Raw genomic sequence first — 12,328 nt, forward strand, 5'->3', positions numbered from 1 at the left:
GCTCGACGCAGCCCCGCTGACCCGACCCCGAAGAACCAGGAGCCCCCCATGGCCGGTCCCCGCCACGATCCCTCTGAGTACCGCGAGCGCGATGTCGTGCCGATCCGTCGGGCGCTGGTCTCGGTCAGCGACAAGACCGACCTGGTGCCGCTGGCCGAGGCGCTGGCCGCGGCCGGGATCGAGATCGTCTCGACGGGCTCGACGGCCGCGACGATCCGCGCCGCGGGCTTGGCCGTCACCGACGTGGCGGCCGTGACGGGCTTCCCCGAGATGCTCGACGGGCGCGTCAAGACGCTGCACCCGAACGTGCACGGGGGACTGCTGGCCGACCTGCGCCTCGCCTCGCACGAGCAGCAGCTGGCCGAGCTCGGCATCGCGCCGTTCGAGCTGGTCGTGGTGAACCTGTATCCGTTCGTCGAGACGGTGCGCTCGGGCGCGAGCGGCGACGACGTGGTCGAGCAGATCGACATCGGGGGACCGGCGATGGTGCGCGCGTCGGCGAAGAACTACGCCAACGTCGCGATCGTCGTCTCGCCCGAGTCGTACGCCGCCGTCATCGAGGCCGTCGGCGGCGGCGGCACCTCGCTCACCCAGCGCCGCGAGCTCGCCGCCCGCGCGTTCGCGCACACCGCGAACTACGACCGGGCCGTCGCGACCTGGTTCTCGGAGGAGACGCTCGCCGAGGGCGTCGACCTGCCCCAGCACCTGACGATCAAGGCCGAGCGCATCGCGCCGCTCCGGTACGGCGAGAACGCGCACCAGCGCGCCGCGATCTACTCCCGCGTGGGCGGGCACGGCATCGCGCAGGCAGACCTGCTGCAGGGCAAGCCGATGTCGTACAACAACTACGTCGACGCCGACGCCGCCTTGCGCGCCGCGTTCGACATGGTGCTGCCGGCCGTGGCGATCATCAAGCACGCGAACCCGTGCGGCATCGCCGTGAGCGCCCCGGGCGCGCTGGACGAGATCGCCAGCGCCCACCTGCGCGCGCACGAGTGCGACCCGCTGTCGGCGTTCGGCGGCGTGATCGCGGCGAACCGCACCGTGACCTTGAAGATGGCCGAGAACCTGCGCGACATCTTCACCGAGGTGATCGTCGCCCCCGACTTCGCACCCGAGGCGCTCGAGCTGTTCAAGCTCAAGAAGAACCTGCGCGTGCTGCGTCTGCCGGCGGACTGGAAGCAGGAGCGCATGGACGTGCGCCTGGTCTCGGGCGGCCTGCTGCTGCAGGACGCCGACCGCTTTCCCGACGACATCGAGTCGGTCGCCAACGAGTGGGAGCTCGTCTCGGGCGAGCGCCCCGCGACCGACGAGGAGATGCAGAACCTCATCTTCGCGTGGAAGGCCTGCCGCGCCGTCAAGTCGAACGCGATCGTGCTCGCGAAGGGCTCGGCGACGGTCGGCATCGGCATGGGCCAGGTCAACCGCGTCGACTCGTGCCGGCTGGCCGTCGAGCGCGCGGGCGATCGCGTGATCGGCTCGGTCGCGGCATCCGATGCATACTTCCCGTTCTCGGACGGACCGCAGGTGCTGATGGATGCCGGGGTCACCGCGATCGTGCAGCCGGGCGGATCGGTGCGCGACCAGGAGACCGTGGACCTCGCCCGCGAGCGTGGGATCACGATGTTCTTCACCGGCGAGCGGCACTTCTTCCACTGAGGCGCGCGGCGCTCGGGAGTTCGGGGCTCGCAGGGCCGTCAGGCGGTGGCGCGGCCGAGGTCCTCGAGCCAGCGCAGCCACACCTCGCTGACCGTCGGGTAGGCGGGCACGGCGTGCCAGAGGCGCTTGATCGGCACCTCGCCGACCACGGCGATCGTGGCCGCCTGCAGCATCTCCGACACGTCGGGGCCGACGAACGTCGCCCCGAGCAGCACGTCGCGCTCGCCGTCGACGATCGCCCGCGCCCGGCCCTCGTAGTGGTCGGCGTGGGTGGCGGCGCCGGCCACCCACGACAGGTCGTAGTCCACGACCCGGACGCCGCGGCCCGCGGCCTTCGCGTCGGCCTCGGTGAGCCCGACCGACGCGATCTCGGGGTCGGTGAACACGACCTGCGGCACGGCGTCGTGATCGGCCGTGGCGACGTGACGGCCCCAGGGCGCGGCATCCACCGACTGTTCGCGGGCGCGCGCGGCGATGACGTCGCCGGCGGCGCGGGCCTGGTATTTGCCCTGGTGCGTGAGCAGGGCGCGGTGGTTGACGTCGCCGACCGCGTAGAGCCAGTCGACGCCGTCGACCCGCATCGTGTCGTCGACGTCGAGCCATGAGCCGGGAGCCAGGCCCACGGCATCCAGCCCGATGTCGTCGGTGTGCGGCGCGCGGCCGGTCGCGACGAGCACCTCCTCGGCGGCGACCGCGGATCCGTCCTCGAGCGTGAGCGTGACCCGTCCCCGGCGGGTGGCGCGGTCGGCGCGGGCCACCTCGCCGGAGCGGATCGAGACGCCCTGCGCGGTCAGTGCATCGCGCACCGCGTCCTGCGCGAACGGCTCGACGCGGCGCAGAAGTCCGGAGCGGACGATCATCGTGACGCGGCTGCCGAGGGCGGCGTACGCCGTCGCCATCTCGCACGCCACGACGCCGCCGCCGATGATCGCGAGCGTGCCCGGCACGGTGTGCGCGCTCGTGGCCTCGCGGCTCGTCCACGGGCGCGCCTCGCGCAGACCCGGGATATCGGGGATCATCGCGGTCGTGCCGGTGCACACGGCCACCGCGTGGCGGGCGTGCAGCGTGATGCTCGCGCCCTCGGCGGGGGTGACCGTGACCTCGCGCTCGCCGGTGAGCCGGCCGTGCCCGCGGACCAGGTCGATGCCGGCGCTGTGCAGCCAGTCGACCTGACTGTCGTCGCTCCAGTCGTGGGTGAGCGCGTCGCGGCGGCGGAAGACGCCCACGGCGTCGAGCCCGTTGGTCACGGCCTGCCAGGCGCCGTCGACGTCGCGCGCCGCCCGCAGGGCCGCGGGGGCGCGCAGCAGGCCCTTCGAGGGCATGCATGCCCAGTACGAGCATTCGCCGCCGACGAGCTCGCTCTCGACGATCGCGGCCGACAGCCCGCCCTGCACAGCGCGGTCCGCCACGTTCTCGCCGACCGGGCCGGCGCCGATCACGATCAGGTCATACGTGTCCGTGTCCATGCCGACACGCTACGCCGGGCCGGTCGCGGGCGGGGGACGGGGGCGGGGGATGGCCGGCACGGCCGTGTCCGATTTCCGCGAGACCACGGCGTGCGGGCGTGCCAGGCTGGAGGCATGGGCACGACGGCGCTGACCTTCGACGAGCGATACCGGGCGATCGACGCGCGCGACGCGCGATTCGACGGCCAGTTCATCACGGCCGTGCACTCGACCGGCATCTACTGCCGCCCGAGCTGTCCGGCGCGCACGCCGAAGCCGGCGAACGTCACGTTCTATCCGACGGCCGCCGCCGCGCACGAGGCCGGGTACCGCGCATGCAAGCGGTGCCTGCCGGATGCGGCGCCGGGGTCTCCGGAATGGAATCTGAGGACGGATGCCGCAGCCCGCGCGATGCGTCTGATCCAGGACGGCATCGTCGAGCGCGAGGGCGTGCCCGGGCTCGCCCGGCGCCTGGGCTACTCCGAGCGTCAGCTCGGCCGCATCCTCACCGCCGAGCTCGGCGCGGGCCCCCTCGCCCTCGCCCGCGCGCACCGGGCGCACACCGCCCGCGTGCTGCTGGTGGGAACCGACCTGCCCGCCGCCGATGTCGCCTTCTCGGCCGGCTTCGCCAGCATCCGACAGTTCAACGACACCGTGCGCGAGGTGTTCGGGATGACGCCGCTCGAGCTGCGCGCCCGCCGGCGCGCGGTGCCGGGCGCCGTCGAGACCGGGCACATCTCGCTGCTGCTGGCCCACCGCACTCCGATCGATCTGCCCGGGCTGTTCGGGTGGATGCGGGCCCGCGCCGTCGACGGGGTCGAGGACGCCGCCGCCGACGCGTACGCGCGGACGATCGCACTGCCGCACGGGCCGGGATGGTTCCGCATCTTCACGGACGCCGACCGGCTGCGGCTCGACGCCCGCCTCACCCACCTCGCCGACCTGCCGGTGCTCATCGCCCGGGTGCGACGCCTGTTCGACCTGGACGCCGACCCGGTGGGGATCGACGCGGCGCTGTCGCGGCATCCCGAACTGTGCGCCGCCGTCGCGGCGACCCCGGGGATCCGGGTCCCCGGTGCGGTCGACGGTGGAGAGATGCTCGTGCGCGCCATGATCGGCCAGCAGGTCTCGGTGGCCGCCGCGCGCACCGCGCTGACGCGTCTGACCGCGGCGCTCGGCGAGGAGCTGCCCGACGGCTCGCGGCTGTTCCCCACGATGGCGGCGATCGCCGAGCACGGACCGGACGTGCTGCGCGGGCCGGGCGCGCGCATCCGCGCGATCACGGCGGCGGCCGCGGCGCTCGCGTCGGGCGAGCTGGAGCTGACCGCGGGCGACGACCCGATCCAGCAGCGCGCGGCGCTGCTGGCCATGCCCGGCATCGGGCCGTGGACGGCCGACTACGTGCGGATGCGCGTGACCGGCGATCCCGACGTGTTCCTGCCGGGCGATGTCGCGGCGCGCGCGGGCGCCGCCCGCCTGGGCCTGCCCGGCGACGCTGCACCGCTCACTGCCTGGGCCGCAGCCGCGGCGCCCTGGCGCAGTTACCTGACCGCGCACTTCTGGCGCGCGGCATCCATCCCGGCCCCGGCGGGTGCGGTTGCGCCCGGCACGCGTGCGACGTCCGGGCGCGCCCCGGCGGGCGCCGCCACGAGCCGGACCCGCGGGACCGTACGGACCGAAGCCGACCGGCGCGACCGCCGGGCCGAACTCTTGCCACAAGGAGAATCATGACCGCCAGTTTCCAGACCATCGACACCGTCGACGGGCCGTTCACGATCATCGTCGACGAGGGTGGGCGCGTGCTCGCGTCCGGGTGGACCGACGACGTGACGGCGACGATCGACCGCATCCATCCGAGCCTGCGGCCCACTGACGTCATGCCCGGAGAGACGGATGCCGCAGCAGCCGTGCGCGCGTACTACGACGGGGATCTGTCGGCGATCGACGACGTCGAGGTGCGCCAGCACGGGACCGCGATGCAGGAGGACGGATGGCGCGCGCTGCGCACGATCGCGCCGGGTCGCCCACTGACCTACACCGAGTTCGCCGCCGCCCTCGGGCAGCCGGGGGCCGTGCGCGCGGTGGCGTCGATCTGTGCGCGCAACGCGCCGGCGCTGTTCGTGCCGTGCCACCGGGTGCTGCGCAGCGATGGCACGATGGGCGGATTCGCGTGGGGCACCGCCGTGAAGGAGCGCCTGCTCGCCCGCGAGGCCGCCGCCTGACCCACGTCCCTCGTCCCGCGAGGCAGCCCTCATTATCGCGGGAAGCATCGCGGGTCGAGGGATGCCTCGGGGGTGCGGCGATGCCTCGGAGGGAGGGAGGGGTCGCCCGACGGGGTGAGGGATGACGCAATCCGGGGTTGCGCTCAGCGAATGTTCAGGAATAGGCTGGAGGGCTGTCGCGTCGAAGCGATCACACACAGTCCGCGATCCGAGGAGGAAGCCATGTCCCAGGCCGTCTATGCTGCAGGGTCGTTCGTCCTCCGCCGGATCGTGCGCACGCGCGTCGTCGAGGGATAGGCCGCTCCGCCACCCGCCGCCGAGGACCCCTCGGCATCCGTGCCCTCCGGGCACGCGCCGGCGTCACGCACGCCACTCTCCTCGCCGCCCTGCTGCGGCATCCTCTCTCCACCCTGCAAGGATCATGTCTGCTTCGCCATCCCCGCGTCTTTCCACTCTGCGCGCGCTCGCGCGCCTGGCTCCGTTCGTCAAACCCGTCCTGCCGCGCCTGATCGGCGGCATGGTCGCCGCTCTGGCGGCGGCCATGATGACCCTGCTCATCCCGATCGTGCTGCAGGCGGCCGTCGACGGTCCGATCGCGAGCAAGAACATCCCGCTCATCGCTTGGGCGTGCGCCGGCGTGCTCGTGCTGGGCGTGCTCGAAGCCGTCTTCGTGTACCTCCGCCGTGCATTCATCCTGGCCCCCGCCACCCGGGTCGAGTACCGCATCCGCCAGGACTTCTACGAGCGGCTGCAGCGTCTGCCGGTCGCCTTCCACGACCGCTGGCAGTCCGGCCAGCTGCTGAGCCGCATGATGCAGGACATCAACCTCGTGCGCCGCTGGCTCGTGTTCGGCTTGACGCTGCTCGTGGTGAACGCGCTGACGATCGTCATCGGCACCGTGCTGCTGTTCCGCTGGCACTGGGCCCTGGGCGCGGCGTTCATCGTCATCTCGATCCCGCTGTGGTTCTTCGGCTACCGCTTCGAGCAGCGCTACGGGTCTCTGACCCGGCAGAGTCAGGACCGCGCCGGCGACCTCGCCACCGCGGTCGAAGAGAGCGTGCACGGCATCCGGGTGCTCAAGGCCTTCGGGCGCGGCAAGCACGCGCTGCAGAAGTTCACGCGCCAGGCCGACAGCCTGCGCGGCATCGAGATGCGCAAGGCGCGCGAGGTCGGGCTGCTGTGGTTCTGGCTCGATTCGGTGCCGATGCTCGCGTTCGCCGTGTGCCTGCTGCTGGGCATCTGGCTCGCCACGCAGGGTCAGCTGACGGTCGGCGAGCTGTTCGGATTCTTCGCGATGGCCACCGCCCTGCGCTGGCCGCTGGAGTCCCTCGGCTTCCTGTTCTCGTTCCTGATGGACGCCCGCACGGCCACCGACCGCATCTTCGAGGTGTTCAACGAGCAGAACACGATCACCTCGCCCGAGCATCCGGCGACGATCGCCGCCCCGCGCGGTGAACTCGCGTTCCGCGGGGTGCGGTTCCGGTATCAGGATGCCGCGGCCGACGAGCGCGATCTGCTCGACGGCATCGACCTGGTGCTGCGCCCCGGCGAGACGATGGCCCTGGTGGGTCTGACCGGCTCGGGCAAGACCACCCTGACGACCCTGCCGGCCCGGCTGTACGACGTCACCGGGGGAGCGGTCGAGCTCGACGGCGTCGACGTGCGCGATCTGACGCTCGACGAGCTGCGCCGGCACATCGCGATGGCATTCGAGGACGCGACGCTGTTCTCGGCGTCGGTGCGCGAGAACGTGCTTCTCGGCCGCGACGACCTCGACATCCACAGCCCCGAGGCGCAGGCCGTGCTCGACGAGGCCCTTGAGACCGCGCAGGCGCAGTTCGCCTACGAGCTGCCCGAGGGCGTGGACACGACCGTGGGCGAAGAGGGACTGAGCCTGTCGGGCGGCCAGCGGCAGCGGCTGGCGCTGGCGCGTGCGGTCGCGGCCGCTCCCACGGTCATGGTGCTCGACGACCCGCTGTCGGCACTGGATGTCGACACCGAGGCGCTGGTCGAGGCCGCGCTGCGCCGGGTCCTGGCCTCGACGACGGCGCTCATCGTGGCGCACCGCTCGTCGACGGTGGCCCTGGCCGACCGCGTCGCCCTGCTGGAGGACGGACGCGTCACCGCCGTCGGCACGCACGCCGAGCTGCTGCGCTCCAGCGACCACTATCGCTTCGTGATCTCGAGCCTAGAGACCGAAGACCAACGCGTACGAGAGGTGGAGGTGAACCTGTGAGCACCGTCGTCGGAACCCAGGGCGAGGACCGGAACGACTACACGAAGGCCGAGAGCCGCGCGATCCGGCAGCGCTCGCTGCGCCTGCTGGGCTCGCTCATTTCGCCGATGCGCGCGCTGGTCGTCCTCTCGGCCGTGGTGATCGTGATCTCCACCGCCATGCAGGTGATCGGCCCGACGCTGATCGCATACGGCATCAACACGGCGCTGCCGCGGGCCCTCGAGTACGCGGACTGGATGCCGGCGTTCGGCATCACGATCGCGTACATCGTCGTCGGCGGGCTCGGCGCCCTGCTCATGGGCTGGTTCGTCGTGCTGTCGGCGCGGCTGACGCAGACGATCCTGCTCGATCTGCGCACGCGGATCTTCCGGCACACGCAGCGGCTGAGCCTCGAATTCCACGAGACGTACACGTCGGGCCGCATCATCTCGCGCCAGACCAGCGATCTCGAGTCGATCCGCGAGCTGCTGGACGGGGGCCTGAACCAGCTGGTGTCGGGCGTGCTGTTCGGCGTGTTCACGCTCATCTCGCTGTTCCTGTTGGACTGGCGCAGCGGGGCCGTGCTCGTGTGCATGGGCGTGCCCCTGGCGTTCCTGATGCGCTGGTTCTATCGCCAGTCGCAGAAGGGGTTCCGCGAGTCGCGCGTGGTGTCGGCGAAGCTCATCGTGCAGTTCGTCGAGACGATGACCGGCATCCGCGCCGTCAAGGCGTTCCGCAAAGAGAAGCGCAACGACGGCGAGTTCGGCGGGATCTCGGAGGACTACCGCCGGGTCAACCTGCGCCTGGTGAACCTGTATGGCATCTTCGACCCCGGCCTGATCATGCTCGCGAACATCACAATGGCCATCGTGCTGCTGTGGGGCGCGTTCCGGGTCGTCGACGGGACGCTGCTGATCGGGTCGCTGCTGGCGGCGGTCATGTACATTCGCAACTTCTTCAGCCCGCTGGAGGAGGTCGCGATGTTCCTGAACTCGTACCAGTCGGCCACCGCAGCGCTCGAGAAGGTCTCGGGCGTCATGGAGGAGGAGCCGAGCGTGCCCGACCCGGCGAACCCCGTCGACCTATGGAACGCGAAGGGCGGCCTGCGGTTCGAGAACGTCGAGTTCGGGTACGGCGCGGGCAAGACGATCCTGCCGGACTTCTCGCTGGACATCCCCGCCGGGCAGACCGTCGCGCTGGTGGGGACCACCGGCGCGGGCAAGTCGACGCTCGCCAAGCTCGTGTCGCGGTTCTACGACCCGACGCGCGGCTCGGTGACCCTCGACGGCGTCGACCTGCGCGAGCTGCACCCGAAGGACCTGCGCCGAGCGATCGTCATGGTCACGCAGGAGGCCTACCTGTTCAGTGGCACGGTGGCCGACAACATCGCGCTCGGCAAGCCGGACGCGTCGCTGGACGAGATCCAGGCGGCGGCTCGCGCGGTGGGGGCGGATGGTTTCATCCGGGCGCTGCCGGACGGTTACGACACCGACGTGAACAAGCGCGGCGGGCGCGTGTCGGCGGGGCAGCGTCAGCTGATCTCGTTCGCGCGCGCGTTCCTGGCCGACCCCGCGGTGCTGATCCTGGACGAGGCGACCGCGTCGCTGGACATGCCCAGCGAGCGCCAGGTGCAGGAGGCGCTGCAGACGCTGCTGGCCGATCGGACGGCGATCATCATCGCGCACCGCCTGTCGACCGTGGCGATCGCCGACCGCGTGCTGGTGATGGAGCACGGGCGGATCATCGAGGATGACGCGCCCGAGACGCTCATCGCCGGTGACGGCAAGTTCGCCCAGCTGCACAGTGCTTGGAGGCAGTCACTCGTCTGACGACGAGTGACGCCGGGCGTGGGGCGAGTCACTGGTGTGGTGCGACCGGGGTTGCATGAGAAGGCGACGAGGCCTCGGTGGGGGAGGGAAGTCCGGGGCCCCGCCGCGGCTCGTCGGCGGTCAGACCGCTGGCGCGTCGAGGGTCAGACCGCGATCTCGGCGATGACCTCGCCGTACTCGGTCTCGCCCACGGGCGAGAAGCCGACGCGCTCGAAGAAGGCCTGCGGGCCGCCGCTGCCGGCCTCGTAGATGACGTCCACGTGGTCCATGCCGCGGCTGCGGGCCTCTTCGAGCAGCCCCGCCACGGCGAAGCGGCCGACGCCGCGGCCCTGCTCGCCGGCGTCCACGTTGATGCGCCACAGCACGGAGCGGAAGTGCTCCTGCGGGAAGTCGTTGTCGAAGTTGGCGCTGATGAATCCGACGACCTCGTCGCCGTCGACCACCACGCGCTGCCACGAGGTCTGCGGGTTCACAACGGTGGCGGCGACTCCGTAGCTGATGGGAGAGAGGAACTCCTCCTGCCCCGGCTTGAGCGAGAAGTTGTTCACGGCCACGATCGTCGTCGCGGACAATTCCACCAGTCGAAGGTCACCCATGAGGCCAGGGTATCGGCAATTGCCGCCACCGTGCACGGCGGGTTGCGGCATCCCGTTCAGATATCTCGATATCAAGATATCTCGCCCGCCACGGTAAGCTGGGGCGACCCCTATCTCAGCGACAACGAAGAGGCGTGCGGTGACCGAATCCACCATCATCTACACGTACACCGACGAGGCTCCGGCGCTGGCCACGGCATCCTTCCTGCCGATCATCCAGGCCGTCACCGGGCAGGCGGGCGTGCACATCGAGACCCGCGACATCTCGCTGGCCGGGCGGATCCTCGCCGCGTTCCCGCAGAAGCTGACACCCGAGCAGCAGGTGGGCGACGCGCTCGCCGAGCTCGGGGGCCTGGCGACCCTGCCCGAGGCGAACATCATCAAGCTGCCGAACATCTCGGCCTCGATCCCGCAGCTGAAGGCCGCGATCGCCGAGCTGCAGGGCAAGGGCTACGACATCCCCGACTACCCCGACGAGCCGACCACGGTCGAAGACAAGGACGTGCGCGCCCGCTACGACCGCATCAAGGGCTCGGCCGTGAACCCGGTGCTGCGCGAGGGCAACAGCGACCGCCGCGCGCCGCTGTCGGTGAAGAACTACGCGCGCAAGCACCCCCACACCAACAAGCCGTTCCCGAACGGCTCGAAGACCCGCGTGGCCACCATGGGCCACGACGACTTCAAGACCAACGAGAAGTCGGTCGTCATCGAGAACGACGACGTGCTCACGATCCAGCACGTCGCCGAGGACGGCACGGTCACTCCGCTGAAGACCGGCCTGAAGGTGCTCGCCGGCGAGATCGTCGACGGTACGTTCCTGTCGGCGGCGGCGCTGGACGCGTTCCTCACCCAGACGCTGCAGCAGGCCAAGGACGACGGCGTGCTGTACTCGGTGCACCTGAAGGCCACCATGATGAAGGTATCGGACCCGATCATCTTCGGCCACGTCGTCAAGGCGTACTTCGCGGACGTGTTCGACCGCTACGGCGACAAGATCGCCGAGGCCGGCCTCAGCCCGAACAACGGCCTGGGCGCGATCCTGGCCGGGCTCGAGAACGTCGACGGCGGCGCCGAGATCGTCGCGGCGATCGAAGCCGATCTCGCCGGCGGCCCCCGCCTGTCCTACGTCAACAGCGACAAGGGCATCACGAACCTGCACGTGCCCAGCGACGTGATCGTGGATGCCTCGATGCCGGCCCTGATCCGCAACGGCGGGCGGCTGTGGGGTGTCGACGGAGGCGAGGACGACACGCTGGCCGTCATCCCCGACTCGTCGTACGCCGGGGTCTACCAGGCGACGATCGACGATGTGATCGCGAACGGGCCGCTGGATCCCGCCACGATCGGCAGCGTGTCCAACGTCGGGCTCATGGCGCAGGCCGCCGAGGAGTACGGCAGCCACGACAAGACGTTCCAGATCGAGGCGGCCGGCCGGATGCAGATCGTCGACGGCGAAGGCGCGGTGCTCATCGAGCACGCCGTGCAGCCCGGCGACGTGTGGCGCGCCACCCAGACCAAGGACATCCCGGTGCGCGACTGGGTCAAGCTCGCCGTCGCCCGCGCGCGCGCCACCGGCGCGCCCGCCGTGTTCTGGCTCGACGAGAATCGCGCGCACGACGCGCAGCTGATCGCGAAGGTCACCGAGTACCTCGGTGAGCTCGACACCGCCGGGGTCACCACGACGATCCTGCCGCCGGCCGAGGCCGCGCGCTATTCGCTGGCCCGCATGCGCGAGGGCCTGGACACGATCTCGGTCACCGGCAACGTGCTGCGCGACTACCTCACCGACCTGTTCCCGATCCTCGAGGTCGGCACGAGCGCCAAGATGCTCTCGATCGTGCCGCTGCTCGCGGGCGGCGGCCTGTTCGAGACCGGCGCCGGCGGCTCCGCGCCCAAGCACGTGCAGCAGCTGCTGGCCGAGGACTACCTGCGCTGGGACTCGCTGGGCGAGTTCTTCGCGCTGGCCGCGTCGCTCGAGCACTACGCCGAGTTCACCGGCAACCAGAAGGCGCAGGTGCTGGCGGCGACGTTGGATGCCGCGACCGGCACCTTCCTCGAGAACGACAAGTCGCCCGGACGCAAGCTCGGCACGATCGACAACCGCGGCAGCCACTTCTACCTGGCCCTGTACTGGGTGCAGGAGCTGGCGCGGCAGAACGACGATGCGGAGCTGGCCGCGGCGTTCGCCCCGGTCGCCGAGGCACTGAGCGAGAACGAGCAGAAGATCGTCGACGAGCTGCTGGCCGTGCAGGGCCACGAGGTCTCGATCGGCGGCTACTACCGTCCCGACGGCGCGCAGGTCGCGCAGGTGATGCGCCCGTCCGAGACGCTGAACGGCATCGTCGACGGCATGCGCTGACAG

General features: G+C 71.0%; 8 protein-coding genes. 6 read left to right on the forward strand and 2 right to left on the reverse strand.

Going from position 1 to position 12,328, the window contains the following annotated elements:
* Positions 1-48: 48 nt before the first annotated feature.
* Positions 49-1,659 (forward strand): bifunctional phosphoribosylaminoimidazolecarboxamide formyltransferase/IMP cyclohydrolase, encoded by a 1,611-nt coding sequence (gene purH, locus AC3RX0_RS01045; protein ID WP_491504088.1) that lies wholly within the window; start codon positions 49-51, stop codon positions 1,657-1,659.
* Between the two features lie 38 nt (positions 1,660-1,697).
* On the opposite strand, the gene AC3RX0_RS01050 is transcribed toward purH, so the two are convergent.
* Positions 1,698-3,125: a dihydrolipoyl dehydrogenase family protein gene (locus AC3RX0_RS01050; RefSeq protein ID WP_491504089.1), complete on the reverse strand. Its 1,428-nt coding sequence runs from the start codon at positions 3,123-3,125 to the stop codon at positions 1,698-1,700.
* Between the two features lie 114 nt (positions 3,126-3,239).
* On the opposite strand from AC3RX0_RS01050, the gene AC3RX0_RS01055 reads away from it, so the two are divergent.
* The 4 genes from AC3RX0_RS01055 to AC3RX0_RS01070 all read left to right on the forward strand — a co-directional run bounded on the left by AC3RX0_RS01055 (position 3,240) and on the right by AC3RX0_RS01070 (position 9,370).
* The gene (locus tag AC3RX0_RS01055; RefSeq protein ID WP_491504090.1) at positions 3,240-4,835 is read left to right on the forward strand and encodes an AlkA N-terminal domain-containing protein; all 1,596 of its coding nucleotides are present in this window, start codon (positions 3,240-3,242) and stop codon (positions 4,833-4,835) included.
* Positions 4,832-5,326: a methylated-DNA--[protein]-cysteine S-methyltransferase gene (locus AC3RX0_RS01060; RefSeq protein ID WP_491504091.1), complete on the forward strand. Its 495-nt coding sequence runs from the start codon at positions 4,832-4,834 to the stop codon at positions 5,324-5,326. Before AC3RX0_RS01055 ends, AC3RX0_RS01060 begins: the two co-directional genes overlap by 4 nt.
* Positions 5,327-5,747: 421 nt before the next feature.
* Entirely contained in the window at positions 5,748-7,562 is a 1,815-nt protein-coding gene (locus tag AC3RX0_RS01065) for an ABC transporter ATP-binding protein (RefSeq protein WP_491504092.1), read from the forward strand.
* Positions 7,559-9,370: an ABC transporter ATP-binding protein gene (locus AC3RX0_RS01070; RefSeq protein WP_491504093.1), complete on the forward strand. Its 1,812-nt coding sequence runs from the start codon at positions 7,559-7,561 to the stop codon at positions 9,368-9,370. The genes AC3RX0_RS01065 and AC3RX0_RS01070 overlap by 4 nt, the downstream gene beginning before the upstream one ends.
* A gap of 143 nt (positions 9,371-9,513) precedes the next feature.
* Here AC3RX0_RS01070 and AC3RX0_RS01075 read toward each other — a convergent pair whose 3' ends face one another.
* Positions 9,514-9,966 carry a GNAT family N-acetyltransferase gene (locus AC3RX0_RS01075; RefSeq protein ID WP_491504094.1) on the reverse strand — a complete coding sequence of 151 codons (453 nt, stop codon included), beginning with the start codon at positions 9,964-9,966 and terminating at the stop codon, positions 9,514-9,516.
* Between the two features lie 139 nt (positions 9,967-10,105).
* Here AC3RX0_RS01075 and AC3RX0_RS01080 point away from each other — a divergent pair, with 139 nt between their 5' ends.
* Positions 10,106-12,325, forward strand: coding sequence for an NADP-dependent isocitrate dehydrogenase (locus tag AC3RX0_RS01080; protein WP_491504095.1), 2,220 nt, complete (start codon positions 10,106-10,108; stop codon positions 12,323-12,325).
* The last annotated feature ends 3 nt before the right edge of the window (positions 12,326-12,328 follow it).

It is taken from the genome of Microbacterium sp. W1-4-2 (assembly GCF_058349885.2).

Excerpts from the sequence above, each read along its gene's own strand:
- AC3RX0_RS01075 (WP_491504094.1), bottom strand. The coding sequence starts at position 9,966 with ATGGGTGACCTTCGACTGGTGGAATTGTCCGCGACGACGATCGTGGCC.
- AC3RX0_RS01055 (WP_491504090.1), top strand. The coding sequence starts at position 3,240 with ATGGGCACGACGGCGCTGACCTTCGACGAGCGATACCGGGCGATCGAC.
- purH (WP_491504088.1), top strand. The coding sequence starts at position 49 with ATGGCCGGTCCCCGCCACGATCCCTCTGAGTACCGCGAGCGCGATGTC.
- AC3RX0_RS01060 (WP_491504091.1), top strand. The coding sequence starts at position 4,832 with ATGACCGCCAGTTTCCAGACCATCGACACCGTCGACGGGCCGTTCACG.
- AC3RX0_RS01050 (WP_491504089.1), bottom strand. The coding sequence starts at position 3,125 with ATGGACACGGACACGTATGACCTGATCGTGATCGGCGCCGGCCCGGTC.
- AC3RX0_RS01065 (WP_491504092.1), top strand. The coding sequence starts at position 5,748 with ATGTCTGCTTCGCCATCCCCGCGTCTTTCCACTCTGCGCGCGCTCGCG.